Here is a 21,468-nt window from a genome sequence, read left to right as displayed (position 1 = left end):
CGATCATGCCGCCCCGTTTGCATCTGGATGTCAGACCAGTTTCAACTCGACTTCGATATTGTTGCGCGTGGCCTTGGAGTACGGGCACACCTGATGCGCCGCATCCACCAGTTGCTGCGCCGCGCCGCGTTCCATGCCTGGCAGGCTCACATTGAGTCGCGCCTGCAACAGATACCCTCCCGAGTTGGTACCCAGGTCTACTTCGGCATCCACCGCAAGGTCCCCTGGCAGGCTGATTTTCTGTTGCCCCGCCACCGCTTTCATCGCGCCGATGAAGCACGCCGACCAGCCGGCAGCGAACAGTTGTTCCGGATTGGTCCCACCGCCGTTGGTGCCGGGGGACGACAGTTTGACGTCGAGAATCCCGTCGGAACTGCGCGACGCCCCGTCACGTCCGCCGGTGGTGTGGGTCTTTGCGGTGTAGAGGACTTTTTCGATCTGGCTCATGGCGATCTCCTGATAGACAACCTGTCTTCTCGGCGCCCCCCTTCAAGGTATGGATGCGCCACCCGTTTCGCACAGCCTTGTCACTATAGACGGGGGTTTTCGGTTCACTTGAGCAACGGACGTATGGCGGTCGGCTTGTCGAATAATGATCGGCCAGGATCACTATCGAGCGCGATTTCGACGATGGCCGGGACTGAACCGAAAAGAAAACGGCCCCTTCAGGGGGCCGTTTTCTTTCAGGATGACCTCAGTGAGAGCGCCAGTCAGGCCTCATCGAGCGGCTTCAGGCACCTGCTGACACCACTTGATCGTGCGCAGCGCCTGCTCCTCGGGCAGAAGTGCATAGCGGAAATAGTAATGGGCGCCCGAGTAGCGAGCATCATTCACCTCCCCCACCGTATGAGCATCATTGAACTCCGAAAGACTGGTCTGGTCAGCGATGAAATAAACCTTGCCGTTTTCAACATCGAGATCAAAACGCGTGTCCGCTTTGCCACTGCCTATCGAGGGCGACGTCGACTCGACTCGATAACGACCGGCAGGAACCAGGGTCTTGAAATAGCCCCCGGACGGCAAAACCCCAACCACTTTGTCATTGAGTTCAATGGTGGCTGTCACAAAGTAGGCGACGCTCGCGGCAGGCCTGTAAAAGTACAACGTTGCCTGACCCGGCTGCGCCGGATCAGGGGCGGTGAAGAAAGGTTGGCCCTTGAGGTCAGGCCCGGTACTGCACCCGTTCAGCAAAGTCAGGGTGGCGAGCAGACAAGCCCGGATCAGCGTAAAGCATTTCATGATTGTTCAATCCCTTAACGAAGACACGTACAGCGCTGTTGCACAGCGCGCTTCAAAACCTGCAGAGTCCCTTGCCGTTGTCTTCGGCATCCGAGTTGGGCCATGGCGCGAAAGCACTTTCGGCGGTCAGATTGGTGATCGTCCGTTTAGCGAGCATCGGGTATTTGCGCTTCAGGGCTTCTACTGTCTCGCCATCATTGTTCACGTTGGACAGGCAGTAAGTCAGGGCATTGGCGTACAGATCCCCGATGTAGAGCGTCTGCCCTGCCTTCACGTGGAACACGACAGGAGACGGGCGTGCAACGGCACGGCCGAAGTAGAACTGATAGCGCCAGTCGGTAAATTCATACCGGCCGGGCGGCACTTCGTACATGAACAGATTGCCCAGCAGGTTGCGCGACGGTTGATCGTCGTCGTTGTTGAGCGTCCTCAACTCGATGCTTGCCCCGGGCTCGTCAAGCTGTCGGATATTGACAATCAATCCATGAGGCTGCGTGAGATAACCTTCGGTAATCGAGCCCACGATCAACGCCTTGGCAGGATCGGGCGCCCGGCTTCCGTCAAAGCGTGCCGTCGTGCACCCGTTCAAAAATACGATGCAGAACAATATCGCTCCCCACCCGGCAAAGTTGCAGCAGATATTCCTTGGCATGTTGTTCCCATGACGACCAGTTGATCCAAAAGGTGCACCGACCTAATTGATCCGGCGCACATTGGTCACAGGTATCGTCCAAAGAACAGCAACCTTGAATATTTCGGCTTTCGATCAACGTCCCTCTTCGCCCCTTCAGAGCATGCGTAACCTGCGTTTCACCGTCAGGGGAAGAACAAGTCGCGCCACCTCAGCAAAGGGCAGGATGATCAGGCCGTGCAGTGTCAGGTAACGTTCGCCGTCCTGTTCTCCCGTGCCGAAACGCAGTTTTTCCGGGGTCGAGGTGGTGACGTACAACGTGCCGAACATCCAGTCCCACAGCGACAGGTTGATCGCGAAATTCTTGTTGAAATGCCGCGGCGCGTCGCTATGGTGGATCTGGTGCTGGGCCGGGCTGTTGAGCACGTGTTCCACCGACGGCCCGAACGACAGCCAGACATGGCTGTGCCGCAGATTGGCCCCCAGGCTGTTGATGATCAGTGCCAGCCAGGTCACACCGAACAGCGTGTAGCGACTGACTTCCCCGCCACAGGCATACCAGACCACGCCGGCAAAAGCGCCAAGGCCGGCGGTGATGACGATTCGTTCGAAGATCGATTCGACGATGTGAATGCGGCTGGCGGTGGCCGGCACCAGCACCGGTGCCGAATGATGGACCTTATGAAATTCCCACAGAAAACGGGAATGAAAGGCGCGGTGAATCCAGTAGTGCAGGAAGTCCCTGAACACAAATACGCCGAGGCCATAGAACAACGCGATCGAGGGGTGATCCGAGACCTGTTCGCGGGCGCCCCAGAGCCGGGTGAAAAACTGCACGTAGTCGCCAGAGCGCAGGATATGCGGATCGACCAGCGCCACGACCGGCAACACCAGCGCGACCCGCAGAATGCCCTTGATGAAGTAGTAGCGATAATCCAGCCACGCCGAGCGATGCCCATGCACGCGACCGCCGCCGAGGAACTGCCAGAAGGTTGGGGCCTCGGTCAGGCCTCGGGATTTTCTGTAGCGGAACAGACCATAGGCCACGCAATAGGACGTGAAGATAAACGCCACGCCGATACGACCGTTCAGATCGAACAGGCCGAAGAACTGCTCGGCGACCGGCTCGATCAGCAGTCGGTGCAGATACGCGTTGAGTTGCGTGAGGACATCCACGGAGGCAGGTCTCCATCAGAGGTCGGGCATTGTAAATCGCAACGTTTCGCAAATGCAGCCGAAAGGGATCAAAGGCGCAATAAACAGCCTGAAACAATTAATCCCCTGCTCCGGTACGCCGGAAAAAGCCTTCCGCCACCCCTGACATGAACGCAGGTCTGGGCCTCAGGCATTTCGCCGTGATCGCACAGCCGTTCGACAGCGGATCAGCTTCTCGTTTAAAAGGGCGATCAGACAGCCCACCCTTGGTATCATCGCGCACACTTTTATGACGGTTTGATGGCTGGAAGGTCTTTTTTGTGAGCGCTCTTTTTCAACGGCTTCGGCACCCCGACGCCCGTCTTCTCTCTCTGGTTTTTCTGGTACTGATCGTACCGGTGTGCCTGCGTGCGGCACTCGGCTGGTCGAGCCTGTTCGGCTATCTTTCGGACCTGGCCATCGGCAGCCTGCTGGTGGTCCTGCTGCATCGCCGGCCGTGGTGGCTGGGGTTGCCGGTGCTGGTGTTCTGGGGCTTGCTGGCGGTGGCGACAGCTGAACTGGTCAGCGCGGTCGGGCGCCTGCCCAATCCCCAGGACCTGCATTACCTGATCGACCCGCAATTCGTGGAGAACTCCACCGGCGGCGGTTTTGCCCATCCGGCGGTGGCCGGCGCATTGCTGCTGGCCCTGCTGCTGTGGCTGGCGACGCAGTGGGCAAACCGCGCGACTCCCGCCCCGGCCCTGCCCCGCGCGGCGTGGACGGCACCGGTGTTGCTGTTCGCCGCCCATTGGGGCGCACAAAACCTTTCGCCGAGCGACGCCGACCCATGGCGCCTGTACAACCTGCCGCATCAGTTGCTCGCCGCGCAGGTCGCCGACGCGCAGATGCAGGCCGAGGAATGGCTGGAAGGTGGCAGCGAAGCACCAGCGCCCTCGATGGCCGGGCTCACCGACCTCGACTTGAATGGTCGCTCGTTACTGGCAGCCAAAGGTCAGGCGCGCAATGTCCTGATCGTCACCGTCGAAGGCATTCCCGGCGCCTACATCCGCGCCAATCGCGAGGCCATCGGCAGCCATTATCAGGAAGACCTGATGCCCAAGCTCAGTCGCTGGGCCGAACGCGGCATGAACACGCCGGACTACGTGCTGCACACGCACCAGACCATTCGCGGCCTGTACGCCATGCTCTGCGGCGACTACGACAAACTGAACAACGGCACGCCCAAAGGCGTGGAAATGCTGACCCAGAACGAACGCAACCAGGCCTGTCTGCCGGCCCAACTGCGCCAGCACGGTTTCAGCACTCACTACCTGCAAGGCGCCGGCCTGCGCTTCATGGCCAAAGACAAGATCATGCCGCACATCGGCTTCGATGCGACTCATGGCCTGGAGTGGTTCACCAACGCCAACTATCTGGAATTCCCGTGGGGCAAGGACGACAAGGCGTTCTTCGAAGGCGCACTGGGTTACGTCGGCCAACTGAAGAAACAGAAAAAACCGTGGATGCTGACCCTGCTGACCGTCGGCACCCATCAGCCCTACTCGGCGCCGGAAGACTACCTGCAACGCTACGACACGCCGAAACAGGCCGCCGTCGGTTATCTGGACGACGCACTGGACCAGTTCCTCAGCGGCCTCGAACGTCAGGGCGTACTGAAAGACACGCTGGTGGTGATCACCTCGGACGAATCCCATGGCATCGATGGCGTGCGACTGGCGTCGTCCTGGGGATTCAACCTGACCCTGGCACCGGAGCAGGCCCAGTTGCCGCACTTGAATGCCGGGGTCTACGGGCATGTCGACTTGAGCGCATCGATCCTCGATTACTTTGACCTGCCGGTGCCCGCCGCACTCAGCGGGCGTTCGCTGTTTCGCGACTACGACACCGGGCGCGAAATCATGTCGTTCACCAACGGCAAGCTGCGCTACCACGACGGCCACGGCATCCTGACCGAATGCGACATGCCGCGCCGCTGCCGCGCTTACGTTAGCGAAGGTTTCATCGCCGAAAGCGCCACGTTCAAGGGCAATGCCAGCGGCCAGAATGCCCGGCAGATTGCGGCCCGCGCCGATGCGCTGGACCTGTCGCTGCTGCGCACCCCGCTGAACCAGCGCTATCAGTTCGGCAGCGACAACATCATCCCGCTGCAAGCGCAGATCAAGGATGACTGGGCCGACAACCTGATCGGCGCGCAATACCTGGAAATGCCCAAGGGCTCGCACACCCGCGTGCGTCTGACCGTGCGCTCGATGGATCCGCAACAGGCGGCGTACATCCAGCTCAAGGCCAAGGAATTCGAGCAGGACGTGCAACTGGGCCTGCCTTCGGAAATGGTCGCCACGGCGGATCAACCGCTGGAAATGGATTTCAGCTTCGACAACCCGCAACCGCGCAAGGCCTTCTCGTTCCATTTGCTGGGTTATGGGCTGGGTGCAGTGGAAGTCACGGACTTCAGCGTGATCACCGAGCTGCCGGGGCAACAGGATCTGCGGGAGGAACTCCCGGAAGACGACACCGCTCAGTCGAGCTGATGTCGACGCCAGCGTCACGCGGTTCGCGGGACGCTGGCGCAAGATCGCGGGGAACGATCAGAACGTGGTGCGCAGGCCCACTTGAATGCTTCGCCCTTCTGCCGGCGCAATGTCGCGCAGGATCGAGCTGGCATAGCGCACAGTCTGGTTGGTCAGGTTCTCGGCATTGACGAAGGCCAGCCATTTGCTCTGGCCGACGTCAAAGTGATACCCCACATTGGCACCCAGCGTGGTGTAGCCATCGGTGCTGCTTTCATTGTCCGGCACCCGATGCTGGGAGCTGGCGTGCTCCACATCGATCCGCGCCTGCCAGCGATCCAGTTCCCAGAGCAGTCCGGTGTTCAGGCGCAGTGGCGCAATGCGCGGCAGATCCTGACCGTTGTCGAGGTTCTTGGCGCGGGTGTAGTCGCCCGACAGCTCCAGCGCGAACTTGCCGTAGGCACTCTCGCCGAGCTGCCAGTGATCCTGCGCCTCGATACCGCTGAAGCGTGCACGAACACCGGAATAGGCGTATTCGGGAATTCCGCCCGCGTCTTCTTCTCCTTCGTCATTCAGCGTGCGCCCGGTGCCGAGCAAGCCGATGTAATTGGAGAAGTGGCTGTAGAACACACCCACGCTGCCCTTGTGCGTGCCATTGTCAAAACGCAGGGCCAGATCGCTGGAGACGGCTTTCTCTTTCGACAGCCCCGCGTCCCCGACTTCATAAGTGCCGGTCGCGACGTGGGCCCCGTTGGCGTACAGCTCGTAGAAAGTCGGCGCCCGCTCGGTGTAGCCCAGCGTGGCGGCGACCGACCAGATTGGCGTCAGTGTGTACACCGCACCGGACGACAGACTGCCGGCGGTGAAACTGCTGGAGCGGTCGGCATTGGCGAAACGCTCGTTGCCTTTGGCGTCCGGGTCGACCGTGGTGTGTTCCAGGCGACCGCCAAGGGTGAACAGCAAGCGATCCGTGGCTTGCAGCTCTTCCAGAACGAACAGTGCACCGGCGTTGGTGTCGGTCTGCGGCACGAAGGCTTCTTCGCCCAGCGCCGAGAATTCATTGCGACTGACCTGCGCACCGATCACCCCGTTGAACGGCCCCAACGGCTGGTGCCGGGCTTCGACCCGTGCCTCGTAGCCCTTGTTCTTGAACGTGGTGCCGACCTCGCCGCCTTCAATTTCACGGTGCTGGTAATCGGTGTAGCCGGCGTCGAACTTGACCGAGCTGAACGGGCCGTCGAGGTTGCGGATTTCCGAGGCGAACGCGTAGTGCTCCTGCTGCATGCGAATGCGCACGTCATCTTCGGCCGGCGAGCCGTAATTGGAGTCGTAATTGCTGTACGACAGCCCCGCATAACCGTCGTCCCAAGTGTAAGACCCGCCCACCGCGCCGCCGTCCTGACGACCGTCGCTGTTGGCCAGACGATGCTTGCTGGAATCGCCATCGTCGCCCGCCCGTTCGCGGCTGCTTTTGGCGTAGCCGGGGATCTTCAGGTCATTGAACTCGCGAGCGCTGGCGTCCAGGTGCAAGGCGAACTGGCCGTTGCCGGCCTCGAGTTTTCCCGCGCTGCTGCGGGTGGTGTCGGCGCCGCCGTAGCGCAGCTCACCAGCGCCGTGGATACCGTCGATGGCTTCGGTCGGGATGCGGTTGTCGAAGGTGTTGACCACCCCGCCGATGGCACTGCCGCCGTAGAGCAACGCAGCCGGGCCTCGGACGATTTCGATGCGTTCAACGTTGACCGGGTCCAGTGGCACCGCATGGTCGTAGGACAGCGACGAGGCGTCCAGCGCACCGACGCCGTTGCGCAGGATGCGAATGCGATCGCCGTCCTGCCCGCGAATGATCGGGCGACTGGCACCCGGCCCGAAGTAGGACGACGAAACGCCCGGCTGCTTGTTCAGGGTTTCGCCCAGGCTGCCCTTCTGCTGCAGCGTCAGCTCATCGCCGCTCAACACCGTCGAGGGCGAAGCCAGGGTCTGGCTGCCCAGCGGATTGCCGGTGATGACTTGCGGTTGCAGTTCGAGGGGTTCGGCGGCGAATGCGGGCAATGCGATCAGCAACACAGACGCCAACAGGCTTGGCTGGAAAGAGGGAAAACGGGAAGGCATTTCTAAATTCCGTAAGGCAGAAAAGTAAGGATCGATGCCACTGCCACACGGACAGGTCAGTGACATCGATCAGATGAAATCATTTTTATGTTATACAATAACATTTCCAATGACCATCACGATTCTTGCCTCAATGCTTACAACAACCGCTCAAGCACGGGTCTTCCAAAGGAGCACCCGGTCATTTCCCCCGTTTCGGCCTACCGTCATCGATGTCGTAGGTGTGCCCGATCACGTACCGTCCCAAAGGCACAGCGCCGCGGCTTTGTTCGTAATACTTCTGCCAGTAACAGGCCGTGCTCCAGATCGCTTCGGGGCAGGAAACCTTTGAAGCCAGGCCCGGCGTCAGATCAAGTTGAGCGGCGGAAAACGCTACCTCCAGCATGCACGCCGAGGGGAATCCCATGTCTTCGTGCACCGGATTGGGGGTTCGCGAAACACCCCAGGCATACGCCAGCCATTTGAGAATGTGTTCCAGGGCATCGAGGCTGTTGCGATCGATCATGAACCTTTTCAGCTTCGACACTACGTCGCGCTGATCGACCGGAAACGCCAGCAACGCCAGATTCGGCCATTCGTCCCTGTCCGACAGAAACGCCAGATCTTCCTCCACCACACCGTTGCGCTCGGTCGCGAAGGGCCTCGCCGGCTGGATCAGAGGCACATGAAAGACCTTGGCGCCTTCCAGGCCGTCGTCTCTGATCTTGAGCAGAAAGCAGTCGGACCAATAGGACGGCAACCGGTCATTACGCAGGGCCGACTGGGCAATGCGCACCCGCGTGGCCAGTTGATCCTTGCCCCCGGCCAGCACTAGCAACGTGGTTTTCTTCAGATCCGGCTGGCCGAGGTCCTTGAACGCACGCTCCAGCCACCCATCGTTCTTTTCACTTCGACGGCGCTCCTGCTCGACGATCTCCGGGTTGCGTCCGCTTCCACTGCGATTTTTCAACATGACTTGTACCTCATTCCAAAAGTGGTCAATGCCGAGGGGTGAGACGAATCGTCTCCAGAGCGCGAGGCGACAGGTAGTCGCCATCCAGCGGGTACAAGGTGATGTTCATGTCGACACTGCCACCTGCGCGCAAAAAATTGATCGTCAGCACGACGTTGCCCGAGTAATGGTCGATCCATTTCGTCTGGAAGCGTTTGGCGTCCAGATCCGTAACCGGTGGGTCGGCCTTGGTCGGCGGCCCGTCAATCTGGCAGACCGGCGAGCTAACCACTTCAAACAGGCATTCCTGCCCGGTCTTGCTCCAGGTTGCCTTGGAAATGGTGCTGTAATGCACATCGCCACTGAGGAACACCACCGGAATACCCGCCTCGCAGAGCGTGCGCAGCACGCGCAGGATGATGCCGAACTGCGCGTAACTCTGCAGATCCGAGTCCGCCCATTCGGAGTACCAGGGCGGTGCCTTGGAAAACAGCGTCTGGCCGGCGGCCAGCACACCGATGGTCAGCTTGCCGGCGCGGTGATCATTCAACAGGTCGTTTTGCCACTGCACCAGATCGTTTTCGGTGGCCTTGCTCATCAAGCCGTACCGACCATCGTAACCCCCGCCCGGATCGCGATCCGAACGGGTATCAAGCAGGATCATGCGCAGCGGATCGACCTCGATTCGCTGCGCGCCCTGATGGGATGCAGGGTCACCACCCAGTTGAAAGTCTTCATACAGATTGCGCCCGGCACTGACGAGCATCTGCCGCTTTTGCGCGGTATAGGTGCAAGGCAGCCAGGGCGAAAAATGCGGCGCGTTGTTCCAGTATTCGTGATCGTCGGGAATGCACGCGGTGGGAGCCAGTTGCAGAAGCGGGTCCAGCCCGTTGATCTGCTTTTCCCTCGAAAGCCAGTGGTTCGCGTACTTGTCGCCCAACATGCGCGAGAGCGCCGGTTCCTGTTCCGGGATGTCTTCGTGGAGCGGCAAATCCAGGTACACCTGATCGCCGGCCAGCAACACCATGTCCGGACGCGATTTGAGGCGCGATTGCAGGCTGGCGAGCGCGCCTTTGTCATTCTTCTGGTAATAACAGGACGCCAGCAGCAGGGTGAAACCGCCGGCAAACGATTCGGTCACCCGGGCGGGCATCTCCCGCAAGCGAACGGACGACGTTTCTCCCGCCAGGCTGACAACCACCACATGATCCCCGGGCCCCGGCGATTGCAGCTCGAAGACACCCTGATGATTGGCTGGACTGTTGCCGGAACCGGCCTGGCGCTGCTTGTCGCGCACCTCGAAAAACACCGCCGGGCCCACCGTCGCAGCCGGCGTACCGTCGATGGTGAATCGGGGAACCGGCGGATTGACTAAGCCAAAGGCACCCACCCAGACCCGGAATGTTCCCGGTGGGCCGATCAAAGGACGGGCAGAGAGCATCATGCGAACCTCCTGGTCATCACGTCGGGTGTCCCGAACCGCGCTGCGTCTTGCCGATATCAGCGTAGTAGCAAATCCTTCGAAGCAACCAGTAAAAGACTTTGCCTATCGGGCACCAATAGTCGGCCTATTAGCTGACATCCCCAGTCGGGTCTAGCCTTACTACTCCGAAGTCGGCACGAGCCGGCCGCAGAAGACCTGATAAGGACCCGAACATGGCAAATGAATCGAAATGCCCGTTCAATCACGCCGCCGGCGGTGGCACGACGAACCGCGATTGGTGGCCGAATCAACTGAACCTGAAAATCCTGAGTCAGCACTCGCCCGCCTCCGATCCGCTGGGCCAGGACTTCGACTACGCCAAGGCCTTCAAGAGCCTGGATTTCCAGGCCCTGAAACGCGACCTGACGGCGCTGATGACCGACTCCCAGGACTGGTGGCCAGCCGACTTCGGCCACTATGGCCCGCTCTTCATCCGCATGGCCTGGCACAGCGCCGGCACCTATCGCACCGCTGACGGCCGTGGCGGCGCCGGCTCCGGTCAGCAACGCTTCGCCCCGCTCAACAGCTGGCCGGACAACGTCAGCCTCGACAAAGCCCGGCGCCTGCTGTGGCCGATCAAACAGAAATATGGCCGCAACATTTCCTGGGCCGATCTGATCGTTCTCACCGGCAACGTCGCGCTGGAATCCATGGGCTTCAAGACCTTCGGTTTCTCCGGCGGACGGCCCGACGTGTGGGAACCGGACGAAGACGTCTACTGGGGCTCGGAAAACAAGTGGCTGGGCGGCGACACCCGTTACGGCAAACACCCCGAGGCCATGCAGGAACCGGGCGACGGCACGCTGGTGGCCGAACCGGCCGAGCACGGCCATGAACAGAGCCGCACCAACCAGGGCGAGCGCAATCTGGAAAACCCGCTCGCCGCCGTGCAGATGGGCCTGATCTACGTGAACCCGGAAGGTCCGGAAGGCAATCCCGACCCCGTGGCTTCGGCCCGAGACATCCGCGAAACCTTCGCCCGCATGGCCATGAACGACGAAGAAACCGTCGCCCTGATTGCCGGTGGCCACGCCTTCGGCAAGACCCACGGTGCCGGCCCTGCCGATAACGTCGGGCCGGAACCGGAAGCCGCCGGCCTGGAAGAACAAGGCCTGGGCTGGAAAAGCACCTTCGGCACCGGCAAGGGTGGCGACACCATCACCAGCGGCCTGGAAGTGACCTGGACCACCACTCCGACCAAATGGAGCAACAACTACCTGGAAAACCTGTTCGGCTTCGAGTGGGAACTGACCAAGAGCCCGGCCGGCGCCCACCAGTGGAAACCGAAAAACGGCGCCGGGGCCGGCACCATTCCCCATGCTCATGACCCGAACAAACGCATCGACCCGACCATGCTCACCTCCGACCTGGCGCTGCGCTTCGACCCAGCCTACGAGAAGATCTCACGGCGCTTCCTGGCCAATCCCGATCAACTGGCGGATGCCTTCGCCCGCGCCTGGTACAAGCTGATCCACCGCGACATGGGCCCGCTGTCACGCTATCTCGGCCCGGAATTGCCGCAGGAAGAACTGCTGTGGCAAGACCCGATTCCCGAGACCAGCCATCCACTGATCGACGACAGTGATATCAGGGCGCTGAAAGGCAAAGTACTGGCCTCGGGACTTTCCGTTTCGGAACTGGTCTCCACCGCCTGGGCAGCCGCTTCGACTTTCCGGGGTTCGGACAAACGCGGCGGCGCCAACGGCGGGCGTCTGCGTCTGGCACCGCAACGCTTCTGGCAGGCCAACCAACCCGAACAACTGGACAAGGTGCTGAAAGCCCTCGAAGGCATTCAGAACGAGTTCAACGCCGGGGCATCCGGCAAGAAAGTCTCGCTGGCGGACCTGATCGTACTGGCCGGTAATGCCGGGGTTGAGCATGCGGCGAAAAACGCCGGGCATTCGGTCACGGTGCCCTTCTCGCCCGGCCGTACCGATGCGACTCAGGAGCAGACCGACGTCGAGTCGTTCGGCTTCCTCGAACCGCATACCGACGGCTTCCGCAACTACGCCGCCAACACTTACCGTGTGCCGGCCGAAGCGTTGCTGATCGACAAGGCACAACTGCTGACGCTCTCGGCGCCAGAACTCACCGTACTGGTTGGCGGACTCCGCGTGCTGGACACCAACGTCGGCAAGACGAAGCACGGGGTGTTCACCGACAAACCCGACACCCTGACCAACGACTTCTTCCGCAACCTGCTGGACATGGGCGTGGAGTGGAAACCGACGTCCAAGGCGGCGGATGAGTTCGAAGGTCGCGATCGCAAGACCGGCAGCGTGAAATGGACGGCGACCCGGGTCGATCTGGTGTTCGGTTCCAACGCGGTACTGCGGGCACTGGCGGAGGTGTATGCCAGTTCCGATGCGAAGGAACAGTTCGTCAACGACTTCGTCGCCGCATGGGCGAAGGTGATGGACCTGGATCGGTTTGATCTGCGCCAATAAGGGCTTTTTACCCACCCACAAAAACGCCGCTCATTGAGCGGCGTTTTTTATTGCCCTGAAAAGACTTCAGGCAAGGCTTTTGCTGACCACCTCGTACACATCGCTGGACAACTGACCCGACGACAGAATCCGCTCCAGCTCCGCTTTCATCAACGCCTGACGAGCGCTGTCGTACTTGCGCCAGCGAGTCAACGGCGCCAATTGGCGCGAAGCGATCTGCGGGTTGAAGCCGTTCAGCTCGATCACCAGATCCGCGAGGAAGCGATAACCCGAACCATCCGCCGCGTGGAAGTTGATCAGGTTCTGCCCGGCGAAAGCGCCGACCAGCGCACGCACCTTGTTCGGGTTCTTGATGTTGAACGCCGGGTGCTGCATCAGGGCTTTGACCCGCGCCAGACCGCCGGGCAAGGTGCTGCCGGCCTGCACGCTGAACCACTGATCCATGACCAGCGGATTGTCCTTGAAGTGCTCGGCAAAACTGGCAAGCGCCTTGGCCTTCTCGTCGTCGAACGGCGAGTTGACCAGCACCGCCAGCGCGGTGAGGCGCTCGGTCATGTTGTCACAGGCGTCGAACTGTTCCAGTGTTGCCGCCAGCACTTCGGGCTTGCCGCTGAGCATCAGGTACGACAGCGCGATGTTCTGCAGCGCGCGACGGGCGAAATGCTCGGCTTCGGCCACGTACGGGGTCTTTTTCGACAGCTCGCGGTTGGCCTGATAACGCTGCCACAAGGCATCGAACAGGTTGTCCGCCAGTTGCTGACGGGCAAATTCGCGAGCGGTGTGGATCGCCTCGACGTCGGCGATTTCGCTGATTTCCGTCAGGTACGCCTCGCTTGGCAGCGAGAGCATTTCAGCCACCATCGCCTGATCCAGCGTCTGGTCGGCCAGCACAGTGCGCAGAGCGGAAATCAGACGTGGATCGAGCACCAGGCTTTCGCCCTTCTGCTGTTGGCCGATCAACTCTTGCAGCACCTGCACCGACAGTTGCTGGCCGGCATCCCAGCGGTTGAAACCGTCGCTGTCGTGCTGCATCAGGAACATCAGTTGGTCGCGGTTGTACGGGAAGCTCAGCTTCACCGGCGCCGAGAAACCGCGCAGCAGCGATGGCAGCGGCTGTTCGGCAATGTCGACGAAGGTGAAGGTCTGTTCGGCTTCGGTCACCGAGATCACTCGGGTAGTGCCTTGCGCCGAGGCTTCGCCGGCCAGACGCAGGGCAATCTCGTTGCCTTTGCTGTCGAGCAGACCCAGTTCCACCGGGATCACGAACGGCAGTTTTTCAACCTTGTCCGGGGTTTCCGGGCAGCTCTGGCGGAAGGTCAGGCTGTAGGTTTTCGCGGCGGCATCGTAAGACTCGCTCACCGCCAGACGCGGCGTACCGGCCTGGCTGTACCAGCGCTTGAACTGGGTCAGGTCGACGCCGTTGGCATCTTCCATGGCCTTGATGAAGTCATCGCAGGTCACGGCCTGGCCGTCATGACGTTCGAAGTAAAGGTCGCTGCCCTTGCGGAAGCCTTCGGCGCCCAGCAGGGTGTGGATCATGCCGACCACTTCCGAGCCCTTTTCGTACACGGTCAGGGTGTAGAAGTTGGAAATCTCGATGAAGCTGTCCGGGCGCACGGCGTGAGCCATGGGGCCGGCATCTTCGGCGAACTGGTGGGTACGCAGGTACGCCACGTCCTGAATACGCTTGACCGTGGCCGAGTTCATGTCGGAGGAGAAACCGGCGTCGCGGAACACCGTGAAGCCTTCCTTGAGCGACAGCTGGAACCAGTCGCGGCAGGTCACGCGGTTGCCCGACCAGTTGTGGAAGTATTCGTGGGCGACGATAGCCTCGACCCGCTGGTGCGCGGCGTCGGTGGCGGTTTCGGCGCGAGCCAGCACGGCGCTGGAGTTGAAGATGTTGAGGCCCTTGTTCTCCATCGCACCCATGTTGAAGTCGTTCACGGCGACGATCATGAAGATGTCCAGATCGTACTCGCGACCGTAGACCTCTTCGTCCCAGCGCATCGACTTCTTCAGGCTGTTCATGGCGTGCTGGCACTTGTCGATGTTTTCCGGCTCGACATAGATGCGCAGCGCCACGTTGCGCTCTGTCATGGTGGTGAAGCTGTCTTCAACGCACCACAAGTCACCCGCCACCAGCGCGAACAGGTACGCCGGTTTCATGAACGGATCTTCCCAGGTCGCCCAGTGCCGGCCGTCTTCGCCGGGACCGCTGGCGATCGGGTTGCCGTTGGACAGTAGCACCGGATAGCTGTGCTGCTCAGCGACCACGGTGGTAGTGAACTTGCTCATCACGTCCGGGCGGTCGAGGTAATAGGTGATCTTGCGGAAGCCTTCAGCCTCGCACTGGGTGCAGAACATCGTGCCGGACTTGTACAGGCCTTCCAGTGCGGTGTTGGTTTCCGGGTGGATCCTGACGCTGGTGTCGACCGTGAAGGTTTCGCTGGCCGGCTGCAGGGTCAGGTGGTTCTCGGTCAGTTGGTAATCGTCGGCGCTCAGTTCCTGGTCTGCCAGGGTCACCGAGAGCAACTCCAGCTGCTGGCCATCGAGCACCAGCGGCGGCAGGCCCGGGCCACGGGCCGGGTTGCGGCGCATCACCAGTTGCGCGTGGACCAGACTGTGGTCCTCGAACAACTCGAAGGTCAGGTGTGTTTCATCGATCAGGTACTCGGGCGCCTGATAGTCCTTCAGGTAAATCATCTTCGGTTGTTCGGTGCGCATGCTGAAGTCCTTATTGATGCACGGCGAGCTGATAGGCCGTGTACTTGCGAATGTTGATCACGCCGGTGTCGAAGATCAGGTACTGACCCTTGATCCCCAACAGCGTGCCTTCGGCAATCGGGTTCTTGTCCAGGTTGAAGCTGACGATCTTGGCCGGGTATTGCTCGACCGGGTAACGGATTTCCAGCGGCTCGACGTCGGTCACCGGCTGAATCGCCTGCAGGCCGAAACGCTCCTGCAAGCCTTGCAGACCTTCGGCGCAGCTGGCGAACAACTGATCACGCACCTGCGCCAGGTCCACCGCCGCTGCATCGCCCTTGAGCAACGCGCGCCAGTTGGTCTTGTCGGCCACCTGACTGCGGAACAGGTCTTCGACGAAACCGGACTGCTGCCGCGTGGCGACGCGCATGATCGGCAGCGCCTGACTGGCACCCTGGTCGAGCCAACGGGTCGGCAACTGGGTGGCGCGGGTGATGCCGACCTTGATCCCCGACGAATTGGCCAGGTAGACAACGTGGTCGGTCATGCAGAACCTCTCGCCCCACTCCGGTTCCCGGCAGGTGCCGGCGTCGAAATGGCAGCGCTCCGGGCTCATGATGCAGATATCGCACTGGGCCAGTTTGGTCATGCACGGGTAGCAGTAACCCTGACTGAAACTGGTCTTGGTCTTGCGCCCGCAATGGGTGCAGTGGATCGCCCCGAGATATTCCAGACGCACCGTCGTGCCGATCAACGGGTTGACCGGCACCTCGACGTCATCCAGACGAAACGCGTATTGCACGTTCGGCCCGTCCAGGCGCGCCGACATTTTGCTGATTGCACCACGGCCAATCTCGATCAATGGATGGCGTCCGACTTGAACAGGATGTTCGGCACTTCGATCGACTTCGACGCACACTCCTGCGGGCCCATGTAACCGGTGCGCTCTTCCTCGGGCAGGTTCTGCATTTCCCAGGCGATCATCGCCTGCAACGACAGTTCGCGCTGTTCGGCGGTGAGCTTGCCACCGTCGGACCATTTGCCGATTTCTACGGCCAGTTTCAGGCTCTGGTAGATATCCGGGGTGATGTTCTTGATCAGGTCGTTAAAAGAGGACATCAGGGTCTCCGTGCTCTTTAATCCAAAAAATTCAGGCGGCCAGTTTACGGCGGTTATACAAACCGCCCAACAAACCGGTGAAGCATCCGATGAGTAACCCGCCGACGTGGGCGGCGTTGGCGATTTCGCCGAAGCCGATCATCGAGATCAACCCGGACATGCACACCAGCAACCACACCAGCATCATCACCAGCACGCCGCGCGGCAGACGATAAGCCGGGTTCGGCGCCAGCAGCTGGAAGATCCAGCAGTGACCGAGCAACCCGTAAAGTACGCCGGACAGACCGCCGAACAGGCTCGGGCCGCTCCACGCAAATTGCGCATAGTTCGACACCAGGCTGAACAGCAACGTCAGGCCGATCAGGTTGACGCTGCCCTGACGCGACTCGATGCGCCGCCCCAGTTCCCAGTACCACATGCCGTTCATGGCCAGGTGCAGGATGCCGAAGTGGATCAGCATCGGCGTGAACAGACGCCACCACTGCCCTGCCGCCAGGCTGTCGGCCAATGGCGTGAAGTGGATGTAGTCGCCGATTACGCGGAAATCGAGGAAGGTCAGCCAGCGCATCGTGTCGAGGTTGTCGCCCAGATACGTCAGCCCGCCGACCAGCAGGCTCAGCAGCAAGATGAAGCCGGTGGCCTTGGCGTGTTTCAGTTGCTCGGCGAAGCTCGGACGCTTGAACGTCGGCGCCACCGGAATATCCAGTTGCTGGTCCGGGTCGCCTGCCGGGAAGCGCTCGTACAGCGAACGCACGTCTTCGCTGATTTCCGAGGGCACCCACAGCACCTGCTCGCCCGACTCTTCGCTGACGCGGTGAGGCACCTGCATCCGTTGCAGCAGTTTGACGAAACCGCTCAGGTCCGCCGCCAATGGCAGACGCAATACCGCTACCGCGCTCATCGCAGCACCTCCGGCCGCTCGACATCGACCCAGACAAATTTATGCGGATCGAGGCGGGTTTCCTGATCCAGACGATAAGCCACCAGTTTGCCGTAGAGCACGGCGCTGTAATCCAGGCACGCGAGGTTCGGGCGGATCGGCGCCGGTTTGCCGCTGCGCCAGTAGTGGCCGACGAACAGCAACGGCTCATCGACGCCATAGCGCAGCAGGGAATTCTTTTCGCTGGAGGTCAGCGGCTTTTGTGCCACCGGTTCCGGTAGTGCGTCGGGCTGGAACACGATGTCGCCGTAGGTCTGCGGATCGTCTTCCCAGAACTTGGTGCGGAAGAACGAACGCACCAGGCCGTCGCCGCTGGTCATGGTCAGGCCATCGGGCAGGCGCATGTCGGTGCCGCGCAGCAGGCGATCGAACACGGTGCAGGCAAAACTGCCCGGAACGGCCGACGCCTGGAGGAAGTGTTCATCGATGCAGCCATCGGGGAACAGCGCGCGCAATGGCTCGATCAGGCCGGCATCCCAGCAGGCATGCACGACCCGGAAGCGTCCGGCGTCGACGAACAGCGGCAGTTTGTAGAACCACTGCTGGAAGTCGTGCCAGTCGCCAGGATGGTCTTCGAACTGAGTCAGGGTTTCATGCAGCAACCGGGCGTGACGCGGGGTGTGTTCACGCACGAACTGCTTGCCGCTGCCCGGAGGCGCCGGCGTGCTCCAGCCCAGCGCGTTGAACTCGTGGTTGCCCATGATGCACAGCGCCTGACCGGCCTCGACCATGTCGTGGACGATGTGCAACGCCTCGCGAATCCGCGGGCCGCGGTCGATGATGTCGCCGACGAACACCGCCATACGCGAGGGGTGCCGCCAGACGCCTGCCTGTTTGTGATAGCCGAGCCGGTCGAGCAGGTGCTCAAGGGTCAGAGCGCAACCGTGCACGTCACCGATCAGGTCGTAGCCACGCGCGGGATCGAGCATCACTCGCCTCCACCCCCCAAGCGGCTGCCCCAGCCGAGCTTGGTACGGCACACTTCGTAATAGTTGTGGTCGAGTGGATGGATCAGCCGCAGCTTCTGCGCTTTCTTGCTGACAGTGATGGTGTCGCCCGGCGCGCAGGTGAAGTGGTTCTGCCCGTCACAGGAAACTTGCGGGTAAATCTGCATATCTTTGGACACGACGATTTTCAGCTCACTGTTGCCATCGACCACAATCGGTCTGCTGGACAACATATGGGGATACATCGGCACGATCACAATGGCGTCGAGCTTGGGATGCATGATCGGGCCACCGGCCGACAGCGCATACGCCGTGGAACCGGTCGGCGTGGCGACAATCAGGCCGTCGGCCTTCTGGCTGCAGACGAACTGCCCGTCGATGTACAGCTCGAATTCGATCATTCGCGTCGACTTGCCGGGGTGAAGCACCACGTCGTTCAGCGCGTCACCCTGGCCGATGGCTTCGCCGTGGCGGCGGACTTCGGCTTGCAGCAGGAAACGGTTTTCCACCAGATAATGGCCGTCGAGCACCTTGGCGACTTCGACTTCCAGCTCATCGGGACGTATATCGGTCAGAAAGCCCAGGCTGCCACGGTTGATGCCCAGCACCGGAATATTGTGCTTGGCCAGCGCCCGAGCGGCGCCGAGCAGGCTGCCGTCACCGCCGACGACGATGACCATGTCGCAGACTTCGCCGAGCATCTTGCGCGAGGAAGTCTGCAGGCCATGACCGGGCAGGACTTCGGCGATCGTGTCTTCGAGGATCACATGCAGGTGACGATCGAGCAGAAACCGTTTCAGTCGGCGGACGGTATCCAGCACCTGGGAACTGCCCAGGCGACCGATGATGCCGATATTACGAAATTGCTCCATGGGACTCCTGCGGGGGGGCTGCAACGGCGAAAAGGACGATTATGGGCGAAAGCGCCGGATAGACAAAATCCTTTCAGCCCCGAGGGGGCGACCGTGTTTGAGGCTATGCTCGCAAGATGATCCTATTTCCCGATTTGCTCCAGTTGCCCCACCAATTGCGCCACCCGGAGGTGCGCGATCTGGCGTGGGTGATCCTCGCCCCGCCGATGCTCTCCACCACACCGTGGCCGCAACGCCATCCGCTGGCGGGCAGCGACTGGGTGCACGATCCCGAACGGCTGGCGCATTGGCTGCATGAGCTCGACCGTGACAGCTATGGCCTGCTGCACTGGCTGTCCCAGGCCCGCACCCGGCGCCTTGGCCTGTATTACGAACGGCTCTGGCAGTTTGCCGTCGAGCACGCGCCGGGGATCGAACTGATCGCCGCCAACCTGCCGATCCGCCGCGAGGGCCACACCCTCGGCGAACTCGACATGCTGCTGCGCGACCGCGACGGCGTGCATCACCTGGAGCTGGCGATCAAGCTCTACCTCGGCCCGCAGAACGGTGACGGCCGTGATCCGGCGCAATGGCTCGGCCCCGGCTGCCATGATCGGCTGGACCGCAAACTGGCCCATCTGAGCGAACACCAGTTGCCGATTTCCGCCCGCCCGGAAAGCCGCGAGGCCCTGGCGGCGCTGGATGTCGGGACGTTCAGTGCGCAGTTGTGGCTGGGCGGTTATCTGCTGTATCCATGGCCCGGACAATCCGAGCCACCGAGCGGCGCCCATCCGCAGCATTTGCGCGGCAGCTGGTTGCATCAAAAGGATTGGCCGGCATTTGTCGCCCAGCGCCCGGCCGGACGCTGGCAACCCCTGCCACGCCATGCGTGGCTGGCCCCGGCGCATTACCCGGCGGATCAGACCTGGAGCCACGAGCATTTACAGGCCTGGCTCGATGAACTCGAACCGCTGGCCCCGGCGCAACTGATGGTGCGCCTGACCGAAAATGCCCGGGGTGACTGGGAAGAGGCCGAGCGGTTGTTTCTGGTTTCGGATCTGTGGCCGAACGTGCCCGGGCAGAGTTAGACGCTCAACCGCAGCGCCAGCGCGGCCAGCGTCACCAGCAACACCGGCACCGTCAGCACAATCCCGACCCTGAAGTAATACCCCCAACCAATCCGGATGTCCTTGCGCTCCAGCACATGCAACCAGAGCAAGGTCGCCAGACTGCCGATCGGGGTGATCTTCGGCCCCAGGTCGCTGCCGATCACGTTGGCGTAGATCATCGCCTCCTTCACGACACCGGTCGCCTGGCTGGCATCGATCGACAGCAGCCCGATCAGCACCGTCGGCAGGTTGTTCATGATCGACGACAACAGCGCCGTCAGCACGCCGGTGCCCATGGCTGCGCCCCAGACGCCGTACCCGGCAAAGATATCCAGCCAGCCGGCCAGATGATCCGTGAGCCCGGCGTTGCGCAGTCCGTAGACCACCAAATACATGCCCAGCGAGAAAATCACGATCTGCCACGGTGCCTCTTTCATCACCTTGCGCGTGGAAATCTTGTGCCCGCGAGCGGCGATGCCCAGCAGCAATGCCGCGCAAACGGCCGAAATCGCACTGATCGGAATGCCCAGCGGCTCCAGGGCAAAACAGCCCACCAGCAGAATCAGCAACACCGCCCAACCAGCATAGAACGTGGCTTTGTCGTGAATCGCCGATTCCGGATGTTCGAGTTGTTCAGGGTCGTAGTCTTTCGGGATGTCGCGGCGGAAAAACCATAACAACACCGCCAGCGTGGCCGCGACGCTGACGAAGTTGACCGGCACCATCACCGCCGCATAGCGATTGAAACCGATGTGAAAGAAGTCGGCCGAGACGATGTTGACCAGGTTCGACACCACCAGCGGCAGGCTCGCGGTGTCGGCAATGAAACCGGCACCCATGACGAACGCCAGGGTCGCAGCCGGGGAAAAGCGCAGCGCCAGCAGCATGGAAATCACGATGGGCGTGAGGATCAGCGCCGCGCCGTCATTGGCGAACAGTGCCGACACCAGCGCACCGAGCAGCACCATGAAGGCAAACAACTTGCGCCCACTGCCCCGCCCCCACCGCGCCACGTGCAATGCAGCCCAGGCGAAAAAACCCGCCTCGTCGAGCAGCAGGCTGATGATGATCAGCGCCACAAACGTGCCGGTGGCGTTCCAGATGATTTGCCACACCAGCGGAATATCGCTCAGGTGCACTACGCCGAAAATCAGCGCCAACATCGCGCCGAACGTCGCACTCCAGCCGACCCCGAGGCCTTTGGGTTGCCAGATCACCAAGGTGATGGTCAGCAGGAAAATCAGTGAAGCCGTGAGCATGCAGAGCGACCTTCGATCAGGGGGCAGAATGGGTA

At 61.4% G+C, this 21,468-nt stretch carries 17 protein-coding genes; 3 read left to right on the top strand and 14 right to left on the bottom strand.

The annotated features are described in order from the left end of the window. Positions 1 to 30: 30 nt before the first annotated feature. The 4 genes from AC07VV_RS01115 to AC07VV_RS01100 all read right to left on the bottom strand — a co-directional run bounded on the left by AC07VV_RS01115 (position 31) and on the right by AC07VV_RS01100 (position 3,046). Complete coding sequence (locus tag AC07VV_RS01115; RefSeq protein WP_495034904.1) at positions 31 to 447, bottom strand: organic hydroperoxide resistance protein; 417 nt, start codon at positions 445 to 447, stop codon at positions 31 to 33. A 270-nt stretch (positions 448 to 717) separates the two neighbouring features. Beyond that, positions 718 to 1,239: a DUF2846 domain-containing protein gene (locus tag AC07VV_RS01110; protein WP_495034903.1), complete on the bottom strand. Its 522-nt coding sequence runs from the start codon at positions 1,237 to 1,239 to the stop codon at positions 718 to 720. A 52-nt stretch (positions 1,240 to 1,291) separates the two neighbouring features. After that, positions 1,292 to 1,846 carry a hypothetical protein gene (locus AC07VV_RS01105; protein ID WP_495034902.1) on the bottom strand — a complete coding sequence of 185 codons (555 nt, stop codon included), beginning with the start codon at positions 1,844 to 1,846 and terminating at the stop codon, positions 1,292 to 1,294. Positions 1,847 to 2,026: 180 nt separating this feature from the next. Beyond that, complete coding sequence (locus tag AC07VV_RS01100; RefSeq protein ID WP_495034901.1) at positions 2,027 to 3,046, bottom strand: sterol desaturase family protein; 1,020 nt, start codon at positions 3,044 to 3,046, stop codon at positions 2,027 to 2,029. A 299-nt stretch (positions 3,047 to 3,345) separates the two neighbouring features. Here AC07VV_RS01100 and AC07VV_RS01095 point away from each other — a divergent pair, with 299 nt between their 5' ends. After that, positions 3,346 to 5,556, top strand: coding sequence for an LTA synthase family protein (locus AC07VV_RS01095; protein WP_495034900.1), 2,211 nt, complete (start codon positions 3,346 to 3,348; stop codon positions 5,554 to 5,556). A 57-nt stretch (positions 5,557 to 5,613) separates the two neighbouring features. Here AC07VV_RS01095 and AC07VV_RS01090 read toward each other — a convergent pair whose 3' ends face one another. From AC07VV_RS01090 to AC07VV_RS01080, 3 genes are all read right to left on the bottom strand, one after another. Next, complete coding sequence (locus AC07VV_RS01090; RefSeq protein WP_495034899.1) at positions 5,614 to 7,644, bottom strand: TonB-dependent receptor; 2,031 nt, start codon at positions 7,642 to 7,644, stop codon at positions 5,614 to 5,616. A 181-nt stretch (positions 7,645 to 7,825) separates the two neighbouring features. Continuing rightward, positions 7,826 to 8,596: a hypothetical protein gene (locus AC07VV_RS01085; protein ID WP_495034898.1), complete on the bottom strand. Its 771-nt coding sequence runs from the start codon at positions 8,594 to 8,596 to the stop codon at positions 7,826 to 7,828. A gap of 25 nt (positions 8,597 to 8,621) precedes the next feature. Then, positions 8,622 to 10,019: an alkaline phosphatase D family protein gene (locus tag AC07VV_RS01080; protein WP_495034897.1), complete on the bottom strand. Its 1,398-nt coding sequence runs from the start codon at positions 10,017 to 10,019 to the stop codon at positions 8,622 to 8,624. A gap of 212 nt (positions 10,020 to 10,231) precedes the next feature. Between AC07VV_RS01080 and katG the strand changes: the two genes are divergently transcribed. Beyond that, positions 10,232 to 12,505, top strand: a complete 2,274-nt coding sequence (gene katG, locus AC07VV_RS01075; RefSeq protein WP_495034896.1) for a catalase/peroxidase HPI — start codon at positions 10,232 to 10,234, stop codon at positions 12,503 to 12,505. 66 nt (positions 12,506 to 12,571) lie between these two features. Here the strand turns inward: katG and pepN are convergent, their stop codons facing one another. The 6 genes from pepN to AC07VV_RS01045 are packed head-to-tail and all read right to left on the bottom strand — an operon-like array spanning position 12,572 to position 19,086. Further along, positions 12,572 to 15,229 carry an aminopeptidase N gene (gene pepN, locus AC07VV_RS01070; RefSeq protein ID WP_495034895.1) on the bottom strand — a complete coding sequence of 886 codons (2,658 nt, stop codon included), beginning with the start codon at positions 15,227 to 15,229 and terminating at the stop codon, positions 12,572 to 12,574. 10 nt (positions 15,230 to 15,239) lie between these two features. After that, positions 15,240 to 16,070 (bottom strand): DUF2797 domain-containing protein, encoded by an 831-nt coding sequence (locus AC07VV_RS01065; protein ID WP_495034894.1) that lies wholly within the window; start codon positions 16,068 to 16,070, stop codon positions 15,240 to 15,242. Beyond that, the gene (locus AC07VV_RS01060) at positions 16,067 to 16,327 is read right to left on the bottom strand and encodes a YeaC family protein (RefSeq protein ID WP_007956913.1); all 261 of its coding nucleotides are present in this window, start codon (positions 16,325 to 16,327) and stop codon (positions 16,067 to 16,069) included. Before AC07VV_RS01060 ends, AC07VV_RS01065 begins: the two co-directional genes overlap by 4 nt. A 31-nt stretch (positions 16,328 to 16,358) precedes the next feature. After that, positions 16,359 to 17,228, bottom strand: coding sequence for a rhomboid family intramembrane serine protease (locus tag AC07VV_RS01055; RefSeq protein ID WP_495034893.1), 870 nt, complete (start codon positions 17,226 to 17,228; stop codon positions 16,359 to 16,361). Further along, entirely contained in the window at positions 17,225 to 18,199 is a 975-nt protein-coding gene (locus tag AC07VV_RS01050; RefSeq protein WP_371858325.1) for a metallophosphoesterase, read from the bottom strand. Before AC07VV_RS01050 ends, AC07VV_RS01055 begins: the two co-directional genes overlap by 4 nt. Further along, complete coding sequence (locus AC07VV_RS01045; protein WP_085733063.1) at positions 18,196 to 19,086, bottom strand: NAD(+) kinase; 891 nt, start codon at positions 19,084 to 19,086, stop codon at positions 18,196 to 18,198. Before AC07VV_RS01045 ends, AC07VV_RS01050 begins: the two co-directional genes overlap by 4 nt. A 116-nt stretch (positions 19,087 to 19,202) precedes the next feature. Here AC07VV_RS01045 and AC07VV_RS01040 point away from each other — a divergent pair, with 116 nt between their 5' ends. Further along, positions 19,203 to 20,153, top strand: coding sequence for a DUF1853 family protein (locus AC07VV_RS01040; RefSeq protein WP_495034892.1), 951 nt, complete (start codon positions 19,203 to 19,205; stop codon positions 20,151 to 20,153). Here the strand turns inward: AC07VV_RS01040 and AC07VV_RS01035 are convergent. Next, positions 20,150 to 21,433, bottom strand: coding sequence for an arsenic transporter (locus AC07VV_RS01035; protein WP_495034891.1), 1,284 nt, complete (start codon positions 21,431 to 21,433; stop codon positions 20,150 to 20,152). The two genes, AC07VV_RS01040 and AC07VV_RS01035, sit on opposite strands and share 4 nt — an antisense overlap. Positions 21,434 to 21,468: the final 35 nt, after the last annotated feature.

The sequence above is a fragment of the Pseudomonas sp. GW821-FHT02C04 genome, assembly GCF_059421845.1.
This window is presented reverse-complemented; position numbering and strand designations above follow the sequence as displayed.